The organism is Paenibacillus rhizophilus, assembly GCF_003854965.1.
In the GTDB taxonomy this organism is placed as follows: Bacteria; Bacillota; Bacilli; order Paenibacillales; family Paenibacillaceae; genus Paenibacillus_AQ; species Paenibacillus_AQ rhizophilus.
This window is the reverse complement of the sequence record NZ_RQPI01000001.1, coordinates 995,969-1,019,179: the sequence shown is the minus strand read 5'-3', so window position 1 is coordinate 1,019,179 and position 23,211 is coordinate 995,969. Positions and strand designations below refer to the sequence as shown.

General features: G+C 52.2%; 21 protein-coding genes. All 21 read left to right on the top strand.

Features of this window, described 5'->3' with window-relative positions; translation table 11 throughout:
* The first annotated feature begins 28 nt into the window (after nt 1-28).
* The 21 genes from EH198_RS04760 to EH198_RS04660 all read left to right on the top strand — a co-directional run bounded on the left by EH198_RS04760 (nt 29) and on the right by EH198_RS04660 (nt 23,076).
* Nucleotides 29-1,417 (top strand): MATE family efflux transporter, encoded by a 1,389-nt coding sequence (locus tag EH198_RS04760; RefSeq protein WP_124694354.1) that lies wholly within the window; start codon nt 29-31, stop codon nt 1,415-1,417.
* Nucleotides 1,418-1,877: 460 nt separating this feature from the next.
* Nucleotides 1,878-2,756: a MetQ/NlpA family ABC transporter substrate-binding protein gene (locus EH198_RS04755; protein ID WP_124694353.1), complete on the top strand. Its 879-nt coding sequence runs from the start codon at nt 1,878-1,880 to the stop codon at nt 2,754-2,756.
* Nucleotides 2,757-2,789: 33 nt separating this feature from the next.
* Complete coding sequence (locus tag EH198_RS04750) at nt 2,790-3,800, top strand: methionine ABC transporter ATP-binding protein (protein ID WP_124694352.1); 1,011 nt, start codon at nt 2,790-2,792, stop codon at nt 3,798-3,800.
* Complete coding sequence (locus EH198_RS04745; RefSeq protein ID WP_124694351.1) at nt 3,793-4,458, top strand: methionine ABC transporter permease; 666 nt, start codon at nt 3,793-3,795, stop codon at nt 4,456-4,458. The genes EH198_RS04750 and EH198_RS04745 overlap by 8 nt, the downstream gene beginning before the upstream one ends.
* Before the next feature lie 61 nt (nt 4,459-4,519).
* Nucleotides 4,520-5,872: a phenylacetate--CoA ligase family protein gene (locus tag EH198_RS04740; RefSeq protein ID WP_185702745.1), complete on the top strand. Its 1,353-nt coding sequence runs from the start codon at nt 4,520-4,522 to the stop codon at nt 5,870-5,872.
* The gene (locus EH198_RS04735; protein WP_124694349.1) at nt 5,859-7,031 is read left to right on the top strand and encodes a pyridoxal phosphate-dependent aminotransferase; all 1,173 of its coding nucleotides are present in this window, start codon (nt 5,859-5,861) and stop codon (nt 7,029-7,031) included. The genes EH198_RS04740 and EH198_RS04735 overlap by 14 nt, the downstream gene beginning before the upstream one ends.
* Complete coding sequence (locus EH198_RS04730) at nt 7,028-7,600, top strand: 2-oxoacid:acceptor oxidoreductase family protein (protein ID WP_124694348.1); 573 nt, start codon at nt 7,028-7,030, stop codon at nt 7,598-7,600. The genes EH198_RS04735 and EH198_RS04730 overlap by 4 nt, the downstream gene beginning before the upstream one ends.
* Nucleotides 7,569-7,871, top strand: coding sequence for a 4Fe-4S binding protein (locus tag EH198_RS04725; protein WP_124694347.1), 303 nt, complete (start codon nt 7,569-7,571; stop codon nt 7,869-7,871). Before EH198_RS04730 ends, EH198_RS04725 begins: the two co-directional genes overlap by 32 nt.
* A 1-nt stretch (nt 7,872) precedes the next feature.
* On the top strand, nt 7,873-9,066 hold the full coding sequence (locus tag EH198_RS04720; RefSeq protein WP_124694346.1) for a transketolase C-terminal domain-containing protein: 1,194 nt from the start codon (nt 7,873-7,875) through the stop codon (nt 9,064-9,066).
* A complete protein-coding gene (locus EH198_RS04715; RefSeq protein ID WP_221621480.1) occupies nt 9,053-9,964 on the top strand; it encodes a thiamine pyrophosphate-dependent enzyme in 912 nt (303 codons plus the stop codon). The genes EH198_RS04720 and EH198_RS04715 overlap by 14 nt, the downstream gene beginning before the upstream one ends.
* A 331-nt stretch (nt 9,965-10,295) precedes the next feature.
* Nucleotides 10,296-11,252, top strand: a complete 957-nt coding sequence (cysK, locus tag EH198_RS04710; RefSeq protein ID WP_124694345.1) for a cysteine synthase A — start codon at nt 10,296-10,298, stop codon at nt 11,250-11,252.
* Nucleotides 11,249-12,589 carry a nitrogenase component 1 gene (locus tag EH198_RS04705; RefSeq protein WP_124694344.1) on the top strand — a complete coding sequence of 447 codons (1,341 nt, stop codon included), beginning with the start codon at nt 11,249-11,251 and terminating at the stop codon, nt 12,587-12,589. The genes cysK (EH198_RS04710) and EH198_RS04705 overlap by 4 nt, the downstream gene beginning before the upstream one ends.
* 41 nt (nt 12,590-12,630) lie before the next feature.
* Nucleotides 12,631-14,169 carry a nitrogenase component 1 gene (locus EH198_RS04700; protein ID WP_124694343.1) on the top strand — a complete coding sequence of 513 codons (1,539 nt, stop codon included), beginning with the start codon at nt 12,631-12,633 and terminating at the stop codon, nt 14,167-14,169.
* Between the two features lie 41 nt (nt 14,170-14,210).
* Nucleotides 14,211-15,086, top strand: coding sequence for an ABC transporter ATP-binding protein (locus EH198_RS04695; RefSeq protein ID WP_221621479.1), 876 nt, complete (start codon nt 14,211-14,213; stop codon nt 15,084-15,086).
* 78 nt (nt 15,087-15,164) lie between these two features.
* The gene (gene nifH, locus EH198_RS04690; RefSeq protein WP_124694341.1) at nt 15,165-16,043 is read left to right on the top strand and encodes a nitrogenase iron protein; all 879 of its coding nucleotides are present in this window, start codon (nt 15,165-15,167) and stop codon (nt 16,041-16,043) included.
* Between the two features lie 84 nt (nt 16,044-16,127).
* The gene (gene cysK, locus EH198_RS04685) at nt 16,128-17,051 is read left to right on the top strand and encodes a cysteine synthase A (protein ID WP_124694534.1); all 924 of its coding nucleotides are present in this window, start codon (nt 16,128-16,130) and stop codon (nt 17,049-17,051) included.
* A 192-nt stretch (nt 17,052-17,243) separates the two neighbouring features.
* Complete coding sequence (locus EH198_RS04680) at nt 17,244-18,098, top strand: ABC transporter permease (RefSeq protein WP_221621478.1); 855 nt, start codon at nt 17,244-17,246, stop codon at nt 18,096-18,098.
* Nucleotides 18,099-18,182: 84 nt separating this feature from the next.
* On the top strand, nt 18,183-19,193 hold the full coding sequence (locus EH198_RS04675) for an ABC transporter substrate-binding protein (RefSeq protein ID WP_221621477.1): 1,011 nt from the start codon (nt 18,183-18,185) through the stop codon (nt 19,191-19,193).
* Nucleotides 19,194-19,242: 49 nt separating this feature from the next.
* Complete coding sequence (locus EH198_RS04670) at nt 19,243-20,025, top strand: ABC transporter permease (protein WP_221621476.1); 783 nt, start codon at nt 19,243-19,245, stop codon at nt 20,023-20,025.
* A gap of 78 nt (nt 20,026-20,103) precedes the next feature.
* Nucleotides 20,104-22,134: a 2-hydroxyacyl-CoA dehydratase gene (locus EH198_RS04665; RefSeq protein ID WP_124694339.1), complete on the top strand. Its 2,031-nt coding sequence runs from the start codon at nt 20,104-20,106 to the stop codon at nt 22,132-22,134.
* Between the two features lie 57 nt (nt 22,135-22,191).
* Nucleotides 22,192-23,076: an acyl-CoA dehydratase activase gene (locus tag EH198_RS04660; protein ID WP_124694338.1), complete on the top strand. Its 885-nt coding sequence runs from the start codon at nt 22,192-22,194 to the stop codon at nt 23,074-23,076.
* Nucleotides 23,077-23,211 lie beyond the last annotated feature (135 nt).

Genomic DNA, 23,211 nt, shown 5'->3' with positions numbered 1-23,211 from the left:
ATTCTAATTAATAGGAGAGTGTTTAACCATGAATGAAGAACAATCCAATCTTTATATTTTTGAGAGAACACCGGTGTCCAAAGCCATACTCCAACTGTCCGTTCCCATGATGCTTGGGATGTCGGTCGGCGTGATTCAAAATATCATGAATGCGTTCTTTATCGGACGGCTTCACAACACGGCGATGCTGTCCGCGGTGACGCTTGGTCTGCCTGTGTTCACGATTTTGATGGCGCTCGGCAATATTTACGGGGTTGGGGGAGGAACATATATTTCCCGGCTGTTGGGCGAAAAAAGAATGGACGAAGCCAAATCGGCGGCTGTCTTTGCTATCGGCGGCAGCTTTGCGACGGGGCTGCTCTGTATCCTGCTGTCCCTTCTTTTTGTTGATCCGATTGTCCATTTGCTGGGCGCCGATGCCGCCACATTTGACCTCGCCAAGCGATATACGGTAGCGCTGCTAATCGGGAGTCCGTTCATCATCGCCAATTTTGCCTTTGAGCAAGTGGTTAGGGCGGAGGGGGCAGCCAAAGCCTCGATGTCCGGGATGTTCATCTGTACTTTGGTTAATCTTGCGCTTGATCCGCTGCTCATTTTATATCTCGATTGGAATGTTATCGGCGCCGCTGTTTCGATGGCATTGGCGAATGGGATATCGGTTCTATATTACGCATGGTATTTACAGCGCAAAAGCCAATATTTATCGCTTTCTCTCAGAAGCTTCAAACTTACGATGGATACGGTCTCCAATACATTTAAAATCGGCATATCGGAGTTCCTTCTGTCCATGTTTCTGATTGTGACCACGCTGCTGCTGAACCATTATTCAGTCCTCTACGGAGACGGCGTCGTTGCTGGCTTTGGGATCGCTCTGAGGATTGTCCAACTGCCGGAGTTCTTATGCATGGGACTGTTTATGGGGATAGTGCCATTATTGGCATATTCGTATGCCGCGAATAATATGGCCAGATTCAAGCGTGCAGCCGTTATGACGGGATTGTGGATCGGGATTGTAACGGTACTGTTTTCGGGAATCGTCTTTTTTCTGCGGACCCATGTTCTTCAAATGTTCAGCGCAGATGGGGTCGTAATTGAAATCGGAACTTCCATCCTGACCGCCATGCTCATTTCTTCTTTGTTTACCGGGTTCACGGGATTGTTCACCAGTCTTTTTCAGGCAGCGGGCCAGGCCCGGCAGGCAGTCGTGATGTCCGTAACACAGGGACTGCTGTTTATTCCGGTTATTTACCTAATGCACGAAATCTTCGGATTGCACGGCATCGTATGGTCGCTGGCTGTGACGGAAATATTGACCTGCCTGACGGGAGTGGTGATGTTTCTGTTGCTGAACAGAAAGATTAATGAGAATCGCGGCAAAGACAGCCAGCCTCATAAAGAAGCGGCAGAGCAGTTGTGAATATAATGCAACAATTTGTCCTGGGACTTTGTGCGGAAAAATATTTATTCATTTTCTGTTTACTTATGCATGATAATGAAAAAGTCAATAGGTTGAATTGTTTTTGCTAAGCGTAATTCAGATCGTTTGTTTTACTTGAGAAATCGCCTGTATAGGCGGTTTTTTTGTTTATTTCGGATCGGTTAAGTGTGAATTATTTGAGAGTGAACCTTGACCGAAAGCCGAAGGGATGTATTGAGAATCGGAGATTTTTTTCATTTTTATGCAGAAAAAGCTGCTTGGTGGATCGTATAATCCGCAAATAAAGGCGTTTGATGTCATTGACAATTTTTTTGAGAAAGCTTTAAAGTATTAAAGTACATTAAACTTATAGGAATAATAATTAAAAATTAGAGAATGGAGGATTTAAGGTAAAACCTGGAAACTATCAAACCATATTGAATAAAAAGGGGAATTCAAAATGACTAAATCCAGAAAAATCATTATTGCCGCTATTTCTTTGATCGTCGTGATTCTTATAGCCGGAGGCGCGTGGCTCCAGGTCAGCGGCGCTTCAAAAAATGAGACTCTGGTGTTCGGGGTCGCACCCGGGCCTTATGGGGATATGATCCGCAAAGCGATTCAGCCTGAGCTTGAGAAGAAAGGCTATAAAGTGGAGATCAAGGAGTTCACGGATTATGTTCAGCCGGATCTGGCGCTTGGCAACAAGGAAATCACAGCTAATCTGTTCCAGCATGAACGCTATCTGAAGAAATTTTCTGCTGATCACAGTCTTGATCTCTCTTCCATTACCAATGTGCCAACCGCAGCACTGGGTGTATATTCCAAGACGCTCACAGCCGGAAGCCTGGAAGAATTGAAGAGCAAGCTGAAGGCTGGCGATATTGTTTCGGTGCCGAATGATCCTACGAATCAGGCAAGAGCGCTGCAGGTGCTGGTTAAATCGGGCCTGATTACGATCAAGAATGAAATTGACCCTACCAAAGCTTCCGAAAAAGATATTGATCAAAATCCGTACGGGCTTGTATTCCAGCCGGTTGAAGCCGCCCAGCTTCCCCGTTCGCTTGACAGCGTCACCTTGTCCGCCATTAACGGCAACTATGCCATCGCCGCCGGCATTCCGCTGGGATCGGCTGTGATTAAGGAAGAGCTGTCCGAGGATCTGAAGAACGTGATCGCCATCAGAACGGAAGATAAGGACAAAGATTTTGCCAAAGATATTGTGGAGGTTGTAAATTCTGAAGCCTTCAAGAATGAAATCGAGAACGATCAGCATGAATTCAAAGATTTCCAAAGACCTCAGTGGTATTCGGAGAAATGGAACATCGCCAACAAATAGCTCTTCTAACAACGCATAAGGGGTGTGGGGGTCATGATCCGGTTTGAGAATATCTCTGTGAAATATACATTGAAGAGCAAGCAGGAGGTAGAGGCTGTTCGCGGTGTAACGCTGGAGATTGGGGAAGGGGAAATTTTCGGGATCGTTGGCACTAGCGGGGCGGGAAAAAGCACGCTGCTGCGGACAATCAATCTGCTGCAAAGACCTACGGACGGAAGAATTTTAATCGGCGGGAACGATATTACTCACTTAAGAGGAGAATCGCTGAGACAGCTGCGTTTAACAACGGGAATGATCTTTCAGCATTTTAACCTGATTCATAATAAAACGGTCTTTGACAATATTGCCTTCGCCATGAGATCGGCGGGAAAATCTAAGAGCGAGATCGAGCGGAGAGTGCCGGAAGTGCTTGAACTGGTTGGTCTGCTCGACAAGGCTAAGAGCTATCCGTCTAACTTAAGCGGCGGCCAGAAGCAGCGGGTGGGGATCGCAAGATCGATTGCCAACGATCCGCAGATTCTGCTGTGCGACGAACCGACTTCCGCACTCGATATGGAGACGACCCAATCCATACTTGATCTGCTTAAGGAGATTAACAACCGTCTTAAGATTACGACAGTCATTATTTCGCATGAAATGGACGTTATCAAAAAAATATGCGATAAGGTAGCGGTCATGAGCAAAGGCGAGGTCGTGGAGACAGGAGATGTATTCCGGATTTTTGCGGTTCCCGAACATCCATTCACCAAACAATTGGTCAACAGCACGCTGGATTTGGAATTGCCGCGGAAATTGAACGAGAATCGCACGAAACGGCTCTTTAAGCTGGTGTACAGGGGCGAAAGGGCCGAAGAACCGGTGATTAGCGAAACGGTCAGAAAGTTCCCCGTCGATATGAATATTCTCCACGGTAAAATCGAATACATCGCGGAACAGCCGATAGGTGTTCTCATTCTGAATTTGGAAGGCGCCAAGGAAAGTGTGGATTCCGCTGTTTCCTATTTAAAAACCAGAGTGGCGGAGGTGGAGGAGCTGCATGCTTAGTCTAAGCGTTACAGGACTGATAACGGATTTGATTAAGGCCTTTATGGAGACGTTTTTAATGTGCGGCATCTCGATATTCATTTCCATTGTACTCGGACTGCCGCTTGGCCTGTTCATTTATATTACCCGGGAGGGTCTGTTCTGGCAAAATCGGATTCTCCATTTAATCGGCGGACTGCTTGTAAATATTGTTCGTTCGACGCCTTTTGTAATCTTGCTCGTTCTTTTAATTCCGGTCACTCATATGCTCACCGGAACAACGATCGGTCCGCTCGCCGCATCGGTTCCGCTTTCGGTCGCTGCTGTCGCTTTTTATGCGCGGCTTGTAGAGGGATCGCTTGTTGAAGTCGACAAAGGCGTGCTTGAAGCCGCAACCGCAATGGGCGCGACGAACGGCCGGATCATCCGGGAGGTGCTGCTGGTTGAAGCGCTGCCCGGACTGCTGCGGGGATTGACGGTCACGGTTGTCAGCCTGGTCGGTTATACAGCGATGGCGGGAATTGTGGGCGGTGGCGGCGTCGGAGATTTGGCCATCCGGTTCGGTTATTACCGTTACGAAACGAATGTCATGATTATAACCGTTGTGCTGCTGATTGTTCTCGTACAGGTGATTCAGAGTCTTGGAGAACTGATTGCGGGAGAGACGGACAAAAGGTAAATCGTCAACAAATGCCGCGATGTGCGGGCGTGAAAATCAATTGGAGGAGGGCACTTGAATAATGGGCGATAAGTACTGGAACCGGGAACTGGAGACATTGCCGCATGACGAGCTTGAGGCGTATCAATTGGTTCAGCTCCGCGAGCATTTGCAATTTGCCTACAGCCGCTCGGGTTATTATAAAGAGGCGTTTGACCTGCACGGAGTCAAGCCTGTCGATTTGAACCGACTTGAGGATATCCGCAAATTTCCTTTCGTGAACAAACAGATTGAGCGGGAAAGACAGCTGAAAAAACCGCTGCTCGGCGATATGGCAGCCGTTGATGAAGAAGATGTCGTGTTCGTATCCGCCTCAAGCGGTTCGACGGGGATTCCAACGGTGAGTCCTTTTACCAAAACGGATTTCGATGAATACCAGGATGTGCAGAGCCGATTGTTCTGGGCGGCAGGCATGAGACCGAAAGACCGGTATGTGCATGCCCTGAATTTCACCCTGTTCGTTGGCGGACCGGATGTAATCGGCGCGCAAAATCTGGGAGCCTTGTGCATTTGGGCAGGGACGGTTCCATCCGAACGGCTGCTATTTATCTTGAAAGAATTTCAGCCTACGATCATCTGGACGACGCCGTCCTATGCCTGGTATCTGGGGGAGACGGCAAGGAAGCAGGGGATCGATCCGGCCAAGGATCTTGCCATTCGTACGATTATTGTAGCCGGAGAGCCCGGGGGTTCCATTGAAGCCACCCGTGAAGCGATCGAACGTCTATGGGACGCGAAGATCGTTGACTTCTACGGCATTTCGGATATATTCGGGGCCTGCGCGGGCATGTGCGAAGAGCGGAACGGCCTGCATATCGCTGAAGACCATATTTTGGTTGAAGTCATCAATCCGGCTACTCTGGAACCGGTGGCGGACGGCGAACGCGGAGAACTGGTTCTGACGACCTTGCGCAAGTCGGCACGCCCGATGATCCGGTTCCGCACAGGGGATATTGGAACTTTTGACCGGCAGCCGTGCAGCTGCGGCCGGACGCACGGACGGATTCATATCGCCGGGCGGCTGGACGATATGTTTATCGTATCCGGCGTTAATGTTTTTCCAAGCGATATTGAATTTGTGGTCCGGAATATGCCGGAACTGACCGGGGAATATCAGGTAACTCTTTCTAATGAAAATTATGCCACAAAGTATAAAGTTTCAGTGGAACGCGCGGAAGGAAATGAAGAATCAAGCGAGGCGATTGCCGTCAAAGTATCCGAACGGTTAAAGACCCGGCTCGGTGTCCGGCCGTCTGAAGTATCCGTGCTGGAAGCGAATGTGCTGCCAAGAGCGACGCATAAGGCGAAACGGATCGTCGATCTAAGAGAGCAAAATACGCCAAAGGAAGCGAGTGTTGATCATGCCAGAGCTTAGCAGAAGGCTGGAGGTATTCTCCGAATCGGTCATCCGCCGGATGACCCGGATTGCCAACGCGCACGGCGCGGTAAATTTATCACAGGGATTTCCCGATTTTGACCCGCCCGAAGAACTGAAACGGGCGCTGGTGAATACCGCGGAAGGCTCGATTCACCAATATGCCGTCACTTGGGGCGCGCCGAATTTCCGTGAAGCGCTGGCGGTGAAGCAGTCCAAGCTTCTTGGAATTCCGATCAATCCGGACACTGAGATTGTCGTCACCTGCGGAAGCACGGAAGCCATGATGGCGGCCATGATGACGGTCTGCAATCCAGGAGACAAGGTGATCGTCTTTTCCCCGTTCTATGAGAACTATGCGGCGGACGCTATCTTGTCGGGGGCCGAGCCGATTTATGTGGCGCTGAAACCGCCGTCCTTCGGCTTTGACGCCGATGAGCTGGAGGCGGCATTCCGACAGAAGCCCAAGGCGCTCATACTCTGTAATCCCTCGAATCCGACAGGGAAAGTGTTCAGCCGGGAAGAACTGCTGATTATCGCCGGTCTGGCGGAGAAATACGATACGTTTGTCATTACGGACGAAGTATACGAGCATATTGTATACGAGCCATTTGAACATACGTACTTCGCCTCGCTTCCCGGAATGTTCGAGCGGACACTGTCGTGTAGCTCGCTGTCCAAAACCTATTCCATAACCGGCTGGAGACTCGGCTACCTGATCGCTCCTGCCGCGATTGCCGAGGGCGCGCGCAAAATTCACGATTTCCTTACCGTCGGCGCAGCCGCTCCGCTGCAGGAGGCGGCGGTGACCGCACTGCATTTTCCGGAGAGCTATTACACGGATTTGACCAGGCTGTACAGTGAGAAGCGCAATCTGTTTCTGGACGGATTGGAGAGCCTGGGGCTGAAGTATACCGTGCCGCAGGGCGCGTATTATGTCATGGTGGATATTTCGGAATTTGGCGCAAGCGACGATGTGTCATTTTGCGAATGGATGGCAAGGGAAGTCGGCGTGGCCGCCGTTCCCGGCTCCAGCTTCTTCCGCGAACCGATCAGCCATCTGATCCGTTTCCATTTTGCCAAACGGCAGGAGACCCTGCATGATGCGCTGAACCGTCTGGAACTGCTACGTCAAAAAGCGGACAAGGTGGCCTTATGATCGAGATCAGATGGCACGGCCGCGGCGGTCAAGGCAGCTTCACCGCCTCCAAGCTGCTTGGCGTGGCGGTCACTTTGTACGGCAGCAAGCACGCGCTTGCGTTCCCTTCTTTCGGACCGGAGCGGCGCGGCGCGCCGATGCAGGCTTTTACGAAGATTGACGATGTCCGTATTCGGGACCGCAGCGAAATCACCCGGTGTGACTATATTGTCGTGCTGGATGAAACGCTGTATCGGCAGGAACTGTTGTCCGATTTGAAGGAGGAGGGCAAGCTGATTCTGAATGCGTCCAGACCGGAAAAATATCAAGAACAAGGAGGCAGCCGGATTATCGCGCTCGATGCTACTTCGGTTGCCTTGGAAATACTGAACAGACCGATTACAAATACGGCCATGCTGGGCGCATTGATCGGAGTTTCCGGCATTACGGGCGTAGAATCCGTACTTGAGGGTATGTCCCATTTTCTCAAAGGAAGCCTTCTGGATAAGAACCGCCAGGTTGTGTCCCGGATTTATGATGAAGCAAGGAGGCTGCAGGATGAACCGACCCGCATTGCGCAAATACGTTAATCCCCAATATTTGTCCGACCTGCCGGAAGGTCCGTGCTATGATGCCGGTCATTTGGTCACCGTGAATGCGGGTTGGCGGACCCGTAAGCCGGTTCTGGACTCCGAGGCGTGTACAGGCTGTTATATCTGTTATATGAACTGCCCGGAAGGCGTAATCTTCAAATCGGACGGCAAAGTCGATATTGATTACGATTTCTGCAAAGGCTGCGGAATCTGCGGGAACGGCTGTCCCAAGGATGCCATCGTTATGATCAGAGAGGGGGAGGCGTAGCATGGGACAACGGGCTTTTTTGTGCGGAAATGAGGCGGTTGCCGAAGGCGTAAGGCTGTCGGCGCCGCATGTTATCGCCGCTTATCCGATTACACCGCAGACGGTTGTGGTGGAACGTCTGGCGGAAATGGTGGAGGATGGAAGCGTCAAAGCGGAGTTCATGCATGTTGAATCCGAGCATTCGGCGCTGTCCGCTTCAATGGGCGCAAGCGCGGTCGGAGCCAGAACTTTTTCCTCGACCTCCTCGCAAGGACTGGTGTATATGGCCGAATGTCTGCATTACGCCAGCGGCGGCCGATTCCCGATCGTAATGATGAATGCGAACCGGTCGCTTGCGCTGCCCTGGAGCATTTACGGTGACCACCGGGATTCCATGTCGCTGCTGGACTGCGGATGGATTCAGGTGTATACGGAGGATGCGCAAGAGTCGCTGGATATGGTTCTGCAGGCGTATGCCATTGCGGAGCACCCGGAGGTGCTGACTCCCGTGATGATCAATCTGGACGGATTTGTGCTGACCCACACCTATGAGCTGGTGGATATTCCCGACTGGGAACAAGCGCGCGAATTTCTACCTCCTTATGAGACGGTTAATAAACTGGATTTTGACGCGCCCAAAAATATGGCCTTCAGCTCGAATCCGGGGAACAACCTGGAGTTCAAGCTCCGGCAGCACCGCGGAATGCTCCGCGCCAAAGAGCTTATTGCGGAGACGGATGGACGGTTTCAGTCGATCTTTGGCCGCAGCTACGGCGGGCTGACGGAAGCCTACCGCTGCGACGACGCGGAGCTGATCGTAGTCAGTGTGGGCAGTGTAACCGGCACCTGTAGAACAGTCGCGGATGAGCTGAGGAATGAAGGCTGGAAAGTGGGAGTCCTGAAGATCCGGTTTATGCGCCCTTTTCCCGAAGAAGAAATCATTGCCGCCCTGCGGAACGTCAAAGCTGTAGCCGTGCTGGATAAGGATATTTCCTTTGGCTACGAAGGTACGGTATTTACGAACGTCAACTCCGCGCTGTCCAAAGCGGGGGCGGAAATACTCAAGCTAAACTTCATCGGAGGGCTTGGCGGCAGGGATATTTCCAAAGATCATATCCGGGAAATGTACCGGCGTCTGCAGGACGGATTGGACGGGATCGCACAGGAGAATGTGCAGTATTTGGGTCTGGGGGTCGCGATTGATGAGCGTGGTTAACAAAGTCAGAATTAACGCGAGAACGATTACGGACAAAGAATTTTTCTATGGGCATAAAGCGTGCGCGGGCTGCGGAGGAAGCCTTGCCGTAAGGCATATTCTCAAGGTGCTCGGCGAACGGACGTTTACCGTGCTTCCGGCAGGCTGTATGTCTGCGGTTGGGTTCAACTTTCCGCAGCTGTGCTTCGACAGCAACGCCATTATCTCCACTTTTGCCGGAACGGCATCGATGATGTCGGGCATTGCGGCGGGCGCCCGGGCGCTCGGATTGAAGGATTACCATGTTGTCGGCATCGCAGGGGACGGAGGAACCGCAGATATCGGCCTGCAGGCGCTGTCCGGCGCAATCGACCGACGGGAGAAAGTCATCTATATTTGCTATGATAACGAAGCCTATATGAACACCGGCATTCAAAAGAGCGGTCTGACACCTTTCGGCGCCCGGACGACGACGACGCCTGCCGGAGAGAATATTAAAGGCACGGTCACAACCAAGAAGAATATGTTCGAGATTGTTGCCGCACACGGAATCGACTATGCCGCGACGGCCAGCGTAGGTTATATCCAGGATTTTATCAATAAAATCCAGAAGGCTTCCGAGGTGGACGGCACATCGTACATCCATGTCTATGCGCCTTGCCCGACGGGCTGGGGAACCGAAACCGATGTCACCATTGATCTGGCGAAAGAGGTGGTGGATACGGGTCTCTGGGTGCTTGCGGAATACGAGCAGGGTGAGTTCCGCCTTAACCGCAATCCGAAATCTTTTGCTCCGGTGGAGAATTATGTTCGCAGACAGGGACGTTTCAAGCATTTGGAGGACGAAGATATCGCTGCCATCGTACATGCCAGGGATGCGAAATGGGAGCAAATTCGCAATTCATGGAAGCTGAAATAAGGATATTGGAATTTTGAAAAGTTTCTGAGTTTACTGAAACCTCATTGACAGAGTAAATGAACTATCCTATAATCCATATTAACCATTAATTCACATGGAAATAATATGAATTAAGAATGTGGCTGACCGGTTACCCGGAAGCTGAGCACCCCCATGCATGGGGCGCTTGGCTTCCTTTTTTAATGGGATATTTTGTGATTATTATCACAATTATAGCTGTCAGTCTCTTAAGCCAACCAGTTCACTGGAGGCTTGACATGACCATTTAGGGTCGGGTCAAGTCTCTTTTTATTAGCAAGCCCTAGCAAATTTAAGATGGAGGAAAGTAAACATGACGAAAATCGCAAGTAAACTGACGGATCTCATTGGTAACACACCACTTTTGGAACTCAAGGGCTTCAACGGGGAAAAGCAGCTTGGCGCATCGGTAATAGCTAAGCTGGAATACTTCAATCCGGCGGGAAGCGTAAAAGACCGGATCGGCTACGCCATGATCAAGGAGGCCGAGGAGCAGGGCCTGATCGGGCCTGGAACCGTCCTGATAGAGCCTACCAGCGGCAATACCGGAATCGCCCTTGCGTTTGTGGCTGCAGCCCGCGGTTACCGGCTGATCCTGACAATGCCGGACACAATGAGCGTGGAACGCCGCAATCTGCTGAAGGCGCTGGGCGCCGAGCTGGTGCTTACACCAGGAGCAGAGGGCATCAAGGGCTCTGTTCGCAAGGCGGAAGCGCTGGCGGCGATTACGCCGAACTCCTTCGTTCTGCAGCAGTTCAACAATTCGGCCAATCCCAAAATCCACCGCCAGACGACCGCCGAGGAAATCTGGCGGGATACGGACGGCAAAGTAGATATCTTCGTCAGTGGAGTCGGAACCGGGGGGACGATAACCGGAGTGGGAGAAGTCCTGAAAGAACGTAATTCGGATGTGAAGATAGTGGCTGTGGAGCCGTTTAATTCTCCGGTTCTCTCGGGCGGGAATCCCGGACCGCACCAAATTCAAGGGCTCGGCGCCGGATTTGTTCCGCTCATTCTGAACCGGGAAGTCATTGATGAGGTGTTCAAGGTTCGAAATGAGGAAGCGCTGGATACGGCGCGGGATTTGGCCCGCACAGAAGGGCTGCTCGTGGGTATTTCTTCGGGCGCAGCCGTTTTTGCAGCTTCCCAGCTGGCTAAACGGAAAGAGAATAAAGGCAAAAATATCGTCGTCCTGCTGCCGGATACAGGCGAACGCTACTTATCCACCGTATTGTTTCAGGAACCGGCGCAGGCAGGAGGTTTGTCATGAGTAAAGTAATTGAGAGACCGCGTTATGTGTGCGCCCTTGGCGGCGCGATCGGCACCATCCAATCGCTGCCCCGGGCGATTCCGATTCTCCATTCCTCTTCCGGCTGCGGCGGAAATCTGGCGGGAGCGTTAAGCGGAGCTTCGGGGTATAACGGCGGCAATTATTGCGGCGGACAGGCGCTCCCAAGCTCGAACGTATCCGAGAGGGACATTGTGTTCGGCGGCGAAGGCCGGCTGCAGGAACAGATCGAGAACACACTGAAGGTAATGGATGGGGATTTGTATTTTGTAGTAACAGGCTGCATGGTCGAAATGATCGGCGACAATGTTCATGCGGTAACTAAACGTTTCAAGGGTGAAAAATTACCTGTTCTGGCAGCGGAAACGGTCAGCTTTAAGGGGAATTCCTATTACGGTTACGAGCTGGTGCTCGAAACCTTGTTCCGCGACTTTGTAGAACCGGCTCCGGTCAAAGATGCCGGGACGGTGAATTTATGGGGAGTCGTTCCCATGCAGGATGTATTCTGGAAAGGCAACCTCGGCGTATTGAAAAGTTTGCTGAAGAAATTGGGCTATGAGACCAATACCTTCTTTGGCCAGGGCGAGACTTTGGAGAACCTGAAAAATTCCGGAAAGGCAAGCCTGAATATCGTCGTGTCAGATGCGTACGGAATCGAAGCGGCCAAAGTATTTGAAGAAGTGCACGGTGTTCCCTATATTACGGTCCCTTTGCCGATCGGGGATCACGGGACTTCGCGGTTTCTTCGTACAGTCGGTAAAGCTCTCGGCGTCGATGAAATCAAGGTCGAGAAATTGATCCAGGAAGAAAGAAAGGCCTATTACCCCTACCTGGAGCGATTGGCTGATGTATACAACGATCTGGATTTCCAGCGGTACGCCACCGTGGTCGGCGATCCCAATTATACGCAGGCCGTGACGCGGTTTCTTTCCGATGATATCGGCTGGCTCCCTGAACTTGTTGTGATTACCGACATTTTGGGGGAGGAGCAGAAGGAACGGGTCCTTGCTTCATTCGGAGAATACGAATCCGGGCTTCGTCCGGAAATTGTGTTCGACGAGGATGCCTCAAGCGTCGTAGGCTACATCAATCGCCATTGGCCGCAGAATCAAGGTCAAAAATATCACAAAGGCTTCGCCCCGGGAGTCATCATCGGAAGCGTCATGGAACGCGATACGGCGGAACAGTTCAAAGTGCCACTGCTTCCGGTCACTTATCCCATCTCCAACCGGGTAGTGCTGAACCGGGCATATGTGGGATATTCCGGCGGGCTTACTCTTGCCGAGGACGTGCTCAGTCTGGTTGTCGCTCATCGTTAATGAGACGCAACATTTTCATATAAAAAAAGGAGGCTTGTTCAATGGATTACATTAAACATAAAGTACCACCGGTGCGTGAAGACCGGCTGATGGCCTGCCAGGCCTACGGAGGAACGTGCGGAGATCTGTCCACAGAATCAAAGAAAGGCTGTCTCTACGCCAGCAAACGCACCTTCTCTCAAACCCAGGGCTGCCAGCTTAATCTCAGTCTGGGCATGATCAGCTCGATGCGCGACGCGGTTATGGTCATTCACAGCCCGATCGGCTGCGGCGGCAACCTGATTCAGAACGCTGGGATTAACAAAGTGTTCCAGAAACTGCGTCAGGAATCGGCGGTCGGCCTGCGGTGGATTAACACCAACCTTAGCGAGGTGGATGTGATCAGCGGAGGCGAAGCCAAGCTGAGACAGGCCGTGCTCAAAGCTGAGCGTGAATTTCGGCCAAGCGCGATTCTTGTTTTTAACAGCTGTGTTCCGGCCTTGATTGGCGACGATATTGACGGGATTCTGGATGATTTGCAAAAGCAGGTATCGGCCAAGATCGTACCGATCCACTGCGAAGGCTTCAAGACGAAAATTCAGGCAACGGCCTATGACTCCGTCTATCACGGTCTGATCCGCAATTTAGTGGGCGAGGACAATACCGCGAAACCTGCGGTCATCCGTACACCGGAGGAAGAGATCGAGCATCAGGCCAAAATCAGCAAAACGGTCAATCTGCTCAATGTCGGTTCGATGAGCCGTATTGATGAGGAAGAACTGGTGCGATTGCTCAAGGCGCTTGATCTCAACGTTCGGATTTTGCCCTCGTATTCGCACCCTGATGATTTTACCTATGCGCATGAAGCGGCTCTTAATGTCAGTATCTGCGCAACGCATGACGATTATTTCGTAGAGCATTTCAAGCAAATGTACGGTATTCCTTATGTGCTGCGGACCATTCCGATCGGCATTGCCAACACCAACAAATGGCTGCGCGATATCGCCTCCTTCTTCGGGATCGAGGAGCAGACCGAGAAGCTGATTGCAGCCGAGACGGCGGAGCTGAAACAGGCGATTGAACCGTTTAAAGCAGAGTTCAAAGGGAAGACCGCGTTTCTCACCGGCGGCGAGGTGCGGATTCTGACTACTGCGGAACTGCTGCATAATCTCGGATTTGAGATCCTTGGACTCCGGGGTTATCACTTCGACAAATACGGCGAGATTCTCCTGGATGAATATTTGGAGGATGTTCCCAATTCGGAAAAAGCGATCTTTAATATCGGTTCGGGCCAGGTGTTCGAGCAGGCAAATCTGCTCAGCAAAATTACTCCCGATTTATTCGTTGGGCATATCGGCGTTAATGGCTCGGCGGCCAAGCAGGGATATCCGATCTTCCCGCTGTTCGGACAAAGCGACGACTATTTAGGATATAAAGGTGTGTATGAGGTGGCAACGCGGGTTAGCCGTATTTTGAAAAATGCGTCATTTAACAAAAACCTGGGCAAAAATACGAGATTGCCTTACCGGGATAGCTGGTACGAGCAGGACCCGTTCACGTATATTGACGATTCGGCCAGCATAGCTGCCCGCATTGGATAGCTTGCGATTAATTGAACAATTAAATGGGAGGGGAAATGGAGATGTCTGCAACTGAAGCGAAAATTAAAATAAGCGGGGTAACCCGCAAGTATTCGATCCGGCGGAATACGGAAGAGGAGAAGAAAGAATTTACCGCTTTGCAGGATGTGGAACTGAATGTAAAACCCGGTGAGTTCCTGACTATTGTGGGACCGAGCGGCTGCGGAAAATCGACATTGCTGGATCTTATGGCCGGGCTTGCCGTGCCGACAGAAGGCGAATTGTTCATTGATGGTAAGAAAATTACGGGTCCTGCGCTGGATAGAGGGATCGTCATGCAGGGATATGCTTTATTTCCCTGGCGAACGGTTCGCCGCAATGTGGAATTTGGTCTGGAAATCAAAAAGGTTCCTAAAAAAGATCGAAAAGCCATCAGCGACCGGTATCTGGAGCTTGTCGGATTAAGCGGCTACGGCGACCGTTATCCTTATGAACTGTCAGGCGGGATGAAGCAGCGGGTAGCCATTGCCCGGGCCCTGGCGTATGACCCTGAAGTTCTGCTCATGGACGAACCGTTTGCGGCGGTGGATGCCCAGACCCGGGAGACTCTTCAGGATGAGCTGCTGCAAATCTGGGAGCGTACAGGAAAGACGATTGTGTTTGTTACCCACAGCATTGATGAAGCCGTCGCTCTAGCCGATCGGGTCGTTGTCATGTCGCCCAATCCGGGCAGAGTCCGCGAAATTGTTCCTGTTTCCCTGCCCCGTCCCAGACGTGTAGGGGATGTGCAATCCACCGCCGACTTCAGTTGGATCCGTCACCGGGTATGGGAACTTCTGCAGGGAGAGACGGCCGCAGTCAAACCGGCACCCCAGCAGGCTCCGGTTCAAGCGCCGCTTGAGCTCGCCGAGCAGCTATCCTCATCGGCAGCGTTATAATCTTCCCCGGGGATACGGTACAGCGGCGTCTCCATTCAAATCTTAAAAAAGCGTATAACAGAGAAGGAGTGCAGATTAATGGCTAAAAAAATAAAACAAATTGCAATCTACGGCAAGGGGGGAATAGGAAAGTCAACAACAACCTCTAACATTAGCGCGGCTCTGTCCGTGGCGGGCTACAAGGTGATGCAGTTCGGCTGCGATCCGAAGAGCGATTCGACCAACACGCTGCGCGGCGGCGAGTATATTCCCACTGTGCTGGATACGCTGAGGGATAAACAGATTGTAAGAGCGCATGATGTTATATTTGAAGGCTTTAATGGCATTTATTGTGTCGAAGCGGGAGGACCGGCTCCCGGAGTCGGCTGCGCTGGACGGGGAATTATTACATCTGTATCTTTGCTGAAGCAGCAGAAGGTATTTGAAGAATTAGATCTGGATTATGTCATTTACGACGTTCTGGGTGATGTAGTTTGCGGTGGGTTTGCTGTTCCTGTTCGGGAAGGCATTGCAGAGCATGTATTTACAGTTACCTCTGCCGATTTCATGGCAATTTATGCGGCCAACAACCTGTTTAAAGGTATTCATAAATATTCTACCGAAGGCGGCGCACTTTTGGGCGGGGTCATAGCCAATTCCATTAACGCTCCTTATGCCAAAGACATCGTGGATGATTTCGTTGCCCGCACCCATACCCAGGTGATGGAATATGTTCCGCGCTCGGTTTCGGTGACCCAAGCTGAACTGCAGGGCAAGACAACCATCGAAGCGGATCCCGATTCCAATCAGGCAAAGGTGTATAAATCGCTGGCCCAAAAAATTATTAACCATACCGAGTCCAAGGTGCCGGCCCCTATGGAGACCAGTGAGTTAAGACAGTGGGCGGCCGAGTGGGGGAAACAACTGGTGGCGCTGGAATCCGGCCTGATCGCCCCGGCCGCGGCAGGCAATCTATAATTCCGTATGCATATCGGGGCTCCATATCAGGAGAATTTTCCATTGTCGGCGTCTGGAGCGGTCTTTAACAAGAAGGAGCATCGGATGACAAGAGCGCATGTTGTGAACAGCATTACGGATCTGATCGGGAATACACCGGTGGTGAGATTGCAGCGATTGGCCAGAAAAAATATTGCGGAGGTTCTCGTTAAACTGGAATCTTTCAATCCTTCCGGAAGTATTAAGGATCGGGCGGCTTACAACATGATTCTAAGAGCGGAACAAACGGGAAAACTGCGGCCGGGGAGCACGATCATCGAACCGACAAGCGGCAATACGGGAATTGGAATCGCAATGAACGCCGCCGCCAGGGGATACTCGGCGATTATTGTCATGACTGACAATATGACGAACGAACGAGTCAGTATATTGAAAGCCTACGGTGCGAAGGTGGTGCTTACGCCGGTTGCGGAAGGTATGAAGGGGGCCATTGCCCGGGCCATCAGGCTGCATGAAGAAATTCCAGGAAGTCTCATGCTCCATCAATTCGAGAACAGCGCCAACCCCGACAGCCATCGGACGACAACAGCGCTGGAAATCGTGGAGCAGACGGAAGGAAGGCTGGACGCTTTCGTGGCGTGCGCCGGTACCGGGGGAACGATTACAGGAGTCGGAGAAACGCTGAGACGTTTGATTCCCGGAATTTCTATTTACGTAGTCGAGCCCAAGGGCTCTCCAGTACTCTCCGGCGGGAAGGCAGGGCCGAACAAGCTTGTCGGAACCGGTCCAGGCTTTATTCCTGCCGTGCTGAATACTAGTGTATACGACGAGATTGTTCAGGTATCGGATGATGACGCGCTTGTGGCCATGAGGGATCTTGCCCGCAGGGAAGGTCTGCTTGTAGGGCCTTCCTCCGGTGCGGCGGTGTGGGCCGGATTGCAGGTTGCGGACAGGCTCGGCCCCGGCAAGAGAGTGCTGTGCATGGCGCCCGACACAGGTGAGCGGTATTTGAGCATGGATGTTTTTTGACCGTATATGATTCAAACTTGATTTGCTAAGTCTATAATTGTGCCTTAAAACTGACTAATTAGATAAGATTACTAATTAAAAAGTGCAGTTATTCTTTGCAGCCCACTTTTCCAAAAGAGGTCAAGCAGCCGATTTCCATCCGGCGAGCTTGACCTTTTTTAATAAATACAAAAAGAAAGGAAGTGAAAGTAAATGCCCGAGATCGACAATGAAATCCTGCTCCGGACTTATCCGATGAACTACATTCATCCAAAGGCCAAAGGCAAAAAGACCCCTGTCCTCTCCATCCTGAAGGCTGTTGCCGAGAAATCCGCCGTTATGCTGCTGATTCTCTCGGCTTGGGAGGCGCTGCCGCGTCTCGGACTTGTCGATCCGTTCCTGCTGCCGCCGTTCAGCGACGCCGTCGGAAGTCTGGTGCGCCTGTTTCAGTCGGGCGAGATGTTCCGGCATATCGCCAAAAGCCTGGAACGTTCGGGGCTGGGATTCCTCGCAGCAGTGGCCTTCTCTATCCCCGTCGGTACCTTCATGGGCTGGAACAAACGGATCGAGCGCATCGCCGATCCGCTGCTGCAGGTATGCCGTAATACTTCGACGCTTGCCCTCTATCCGGTATTCATTCTGTTTTTCGGATTGGGCGAGACATCGAAGATCGCCATCATTCTGTGGGGAACCGTATGGCCGATTCTGCTGAACACCATATCGGGGGTGAAGGAGGCGGACCCGCTGCTGATTAAATCGGCGAGATCCATGGGCATCTCCAGAATCGGGCTGTTTACCAAGGTTGTCTGGCCGATGGCGACACCTTCCATTCTGACCGGACTCCGCCTCAGCGCCGCGACCGCGATTCTGATGCTGGTGGCCGCAGAAATGCTAGGCGCCGACCGGGGACTCGGGTTCATGATTTTCTATTACCAGGAAAGATACGCCATCCCCGAAATGTTCGGCGGCATTATCTTTATTGCTGTCCTGGGCGTCTTGATCAACTTTTTATTAGTCCGTTTGGAGAGCCGGATGACCCGCTGGAAGGAGCGTATCGTTAAAGGCTAGAAATCATGGCCTGCCAAAGCTCGTTGAGCCGGGATCTATTCAGTAACAGGAAAAGAGGGATAGGAAGACATGGGAAACATGAGAATGAGGACCAAACCGGCGCGGCCGATCATGCTGAGGGCGCTGCTCCTGCTGGCTGCGGTATCCACACTGCTCGCAGGCTGCGGCAAAGACGCGGACACCGCGGAAGCGGGAAGCTCGGTGAAAGGACCTGATATTATCCGGCTGCCGACCCCGACCAATTTGACCGGCATCTCCAATTATTACGTGGCCGAAGAGCTCGGCTATGTGAAGGAAGCCGGACTTCAGTTCGATTATGTCGGAGCCGTTGAGTCCGGACAGCTCGTGGCGTCGGTCGTAGCGGGCAAGATCGATGTGGGCGGCGCGCACATCAACCGCACCATCGCCGGCATCAGCGCGGGAGCCAAAATCAAGGCGGTTGTGGCTCAAACCGAGACGACCGAAGAAATCCCGCATATGAGCTTCGTAACGACCAAAGACAGCCCGATCAAGTCTGCGGCGGACATCGTCGGCAAGAAAGTGGGTATTCCCGCCTTTGGTGGCTGCAACGAGTATACGCCTTACGCTTATCTCCTAAAGAACGGAATTGCCGATCCCAAAGGCAAATTTGAAATCGTCACCGCCCCCGAATTCAAGCTGGAACAGGCGCTGCTGCAGGGCGAGGTCGACCTCATCGGTCTGCATGAGAATCCGTCCACGATTATCAAGCGCGGCAATCTAAAAGTCGTTTTCACGGATTATGATATCTGGAAGAGTATCGGCGGCGCCACCCCCCTCTATTTCTCAAATAAATTCATTAAGGAGAAGCCCGATGTGGTCAGACGCTTCGTCGATGTGATCAGCAAGACCAATGATTTTGTCAATGCGAATCCGGAGAAAGCGATTGAGATTACAGCGAAGAGAGGCGATATGGATCCGGCCAAAATCAGGGCAAACCATTACGCAGCCCATGGTGAAATCAGCCCGGAATCCGTGCAGGTCTGGATCGATCTCCTGAGCCAATTCAACGAAATCAAGAAGGATGTCAAGCCCGAGGACATTTTCACCAACGAATTCAACGATACGTTGAAATGATCCCGCAGCATTTGTCTTGATAAGCTGATGAGGTAAGGAGGGGGCAATTATGAGGAAAAAAGCCTGGGTAAGGTTGAGGTCCGCTCCCGAAAGATGGGCGGCGATCATCGCGGTATGCGTAGCCTGGGAGGCCGTTTCCCGGAGTGGTCTGGTCAAAGATTTCATCCTGCCTCCGTTTACCAGGGTCATATATAAGTTGGTTCAACTGCTCGTCACCGGTCAGATGTGGCCCGACATCGGAGCCAGTATGCAACGGGCCGCCTCCGGCTTCGCGATCTCGGTTCTGATCGCCATCCCGTTAGGATTCCTGATGGCCTGGTCGACAAGAATCGAGCGGGTGCTGGATCCTGTCATGCAGTTCATGCGCAATACGCCAACCTTGGCGCTATATCCCCTTTTTATTCTGGTTTTCGGGCTGGGCGAGCTTTCGAAGGTGGCGATTATTTTCTGGGGTGCAGTATGGCCTGTTCTCATGAATACGGTGGAGGGGGTCAATCGGACAGACACTCTGTTGGTCAAATCCGGCCGGTCCATGGGCGCTTCGCCGTTGACGATGTTCTTCCGGATCATCCTGCCGTCGGCCCTGCCTTCGATTTTTACCGGTATCCGTCTCAGTGCTTCGCGCTCGATTATCATACTGGTCGCGGCTGAAATGCTCGGGGCTGACAAGGGACTCGGATTCCTGATCTTCTCCTCCGAACAGAACTACAAGGTGGAACAGATGTATGCCGGCATAATTGTCCTGATCCTTCTGGGCATGCTGGTCAACTTTCTGCTGGTCCGTTGGGAGAAACATATAACGCGCTGGAAACAAGACATTACCGGGTCGTGAAGACATCTCTCCGGTTTTGCGCATCCGTAAAACGCTGTGGTAGGCCGTATTCCAATTCCAAAATACGAGGTGTTACTCATGTTGATTCAAGATGTGGTAGATGAAAGACTGCTGGATAAGATAACCGGCGGCAGCGTAATTGGCATCGACATCGGGTCGAGAACCGGCAAAGCGGTGCTGCTGTCCAGGGGACAGGTATATACGAGCTCGGTCTATACCGGCATCAATATGCAGGAAACGGCCGATGAGCTGCTGGAGGATTTGCTGGACCAATCGGCCCTCGAACGTTCGGACATCGATTATATCGTCGGCACCGGATATGGACGCATTGCCCTTCAGTATAGCGATATTTCATCCCAGATTGTAACGGAAATTTCCTGCCATGCCATGGGCGCCCACTATTTAAACGCCGACGTCCGAACCATTGTGGATATCGGGGGCCAGGACTCCAAAGCGATTCGGGTGGACCCTTTGACCGGCGGTGTTGTCGAGTTCGTCATGAACGACAAATGCGCTGCCGGCACCGGCCGATTTCTCGAGAAGGTCGCTGAAATCCTGGAGCTGACCATCGATGAACTTGGGCAAGAAGCTGTGAAGTCCGGTTCGCCTTCCGAAATCAGCAGCCAATGCGTCGTGTTCGCCGAGTCGGAGGTCATTTCGCTCCGGGCCAAAGGCGAGACGCGGCAGGACATCGCCGCCGGCATTCACTTCGCTTCAGCCAAGCGGGTCCGCAATCTGCTCAAACGGGTCGGCATCGAGCCGGGCCTGATCTTCTCCGGCGGCGTTTCGAACAATATCGGGATGAGGAAGGCGCTTGAGGAGCTGTCCGGGCATCCCTTGATCGAGGCCAAAATCGACACGATCTTCGCCGGTGCTCTTGGAGCGGCCATTCATGCCCTGAATTATTCAAAGGCGGCCGTCACCTCGGCTCAAGAAGCGGTGGACGTGTTCCGATTGGATCTTACAGGATTGGAGAACCGTATCGCCGAGCGTCAGGATCAGCTTATCGTCAATGCGGAAGATCGCAAAAAAGTCGGCTACCTATGCTCTTATACGCCGCTCGAAATGATCAGCGCCGCCGGCGTTTCCCATATTCGGCTGTTCAAGGCTGGCGATACCCAGACGGTGGCAAGCGGCGAACAGATCACGCAGAGCGTATTCTGCGATTTCACCAAGAGTATTCTCGGCGCCTTCAAAGAGAAAGACCCGCTCTATACTTCTCTGGATAAAATCTATACCTTCTATACCTGCGACTGCATTAAGACCGTTGGAGAAGCAATCGGTGAGTTCTTTACGCCAGCCGACATTTATACGCTTCCCCGGATTAAGGACAAGCCGTCGTCTCGCGATTTCTACAGCTCCCAAATCCTAAGCTTCAAGGCCGATCTGGAGCAGCTGTCCGGCAATATTATAACCGACGGTGAGCTGCGTTTGCAGATTCGGCAGTACAACGAGGTGCGAAAGCTGCTGACCCAAATCTCCGAGCTGCGAAAGCGTCCCAATCCGCCGCTTTCAGGCAAAGATTATTTAGACCTGGTCAAAGCCTTCTATTATTTGCCCGCCGAAGAGCTTCTTCCGCTGTACCAGGGCATCTATGACAAGCTGGCCGCGGTGCCTGTCCGTGAAGACCGCACGATCCGTCTGTTCATGGCCGGGGGCATTATCGCGGATGGCGACCGTAAGCTGCTTGAGCTGATCGAGGATGAGCTCGGAGCCAGAATTGTCGCCGAGGATCACTGCACCGGGCTGAAAATAGCCTCAGGCTATATCGATGAGGAAGGCGATCCGTACCGGGCTCTGGCCGAAGGATATATTGATCAGACTCCCTGCGCACGGATGAAACCGCTCCAGGAACGCGTGGAAATTTCAGGCGGACTTGCAACCGAATATCAGGCGGACGGTGTGCTGTATGCTTATCTTAAATTCTGCCCGTGCTACGGACAAATCAAGAACGAATTCTTCCGTCATTATCAACAGCTGGGCATTCCGGTTCTTGAACTGCCAATCGACTACTCCAAGAGCGATCAGGGTCAGCTCAAAACACGGCTGGAAGCTTTTATCGAAGTGTTGAGGGAACGCAAGGGGCTGGCCGCCGTCGGAACGGCTTGAAGAACAGGGCGACCCGAACAAATAAATTACTAATTTCTTTAAGGGGGATGAACTTGCATGAGCGAATGGAAGGAAATCATCGACCCTGATCTGCAGTCCACAGTGACCGGCGATATTGCGGTCGGACTTGATCTGGGTTCCAGAACGGGAAAAGGGGTGCTTTTGGCCGGCGGCAAGTTGTATACGGCGATCACGCCTACGGGCGTGTACATGCAGGAGACTGCCGATAAGCTGCTGGACAAGCTGCTGAAGCAGTCAAAGGTGGCTCGGGACGATATTGCCTACATTGTCGGCACCGGGTACGGCCGCATTGCGCTGAACTTCGGCGGGACCGGGCACAAGATCGTGACCGAAATATCCTGCCACGCCATGGGCTCTCATTATCTGAACGCCAAGGTCCGGTCAATCGTGGATATTGGCGGACAGGATTCCAAAGCGATACGGGTGGACCCGGCTTCAGGCAAGGTTGTTGAATTTATCATGAACGACAAGTGTGCGGCCGGCACCGGACGGTTTCTGGAGAAAGTCGCTCATCTGCTTGATTTGACGCTGGAGCAGCTCGGCAACGAAGCGCTGAACGCGGATGCTCCCGCAGATGTCAGCAGCCAATGTGTCGTATTCGCCGAATCCGAGGTAATCTCCCTGAAAGCGAAAGGCGTATCCGCTGCGAACATTGCCGCCGGCATCCATCTGGCTACAGCGCGCCGCGTCCGTAATCTCGTCAACCGGATCGGACTTGAACCGGACCTCGTCTTTTCGGGAGGAGTATCGAATAACCCGGGAATGACCAAAGCGCTCGAGGAGTTGCTCGGACATCCGATCAGCAGGGTCAAGCTCGACACGATCTATGCGGGAGCGCTGGGCGCAGCCGTGTTCGCCCAAAAGGCGGCTTCCAGCAGCGAGGCGGAGTTGGCCGATTTTGCTCTTTTAAAGGCGAAATGATGAATACAGTTAACCGATCTAATGAAAAAAAGCACCTACTGTAAACTGGGAAACGCTCCGACCAAAGAACAGTTCCAGCACAGCAGGCACTCTACCCTGAGTATAAGCAATCAAAGAAACAGAATCAATTTATAG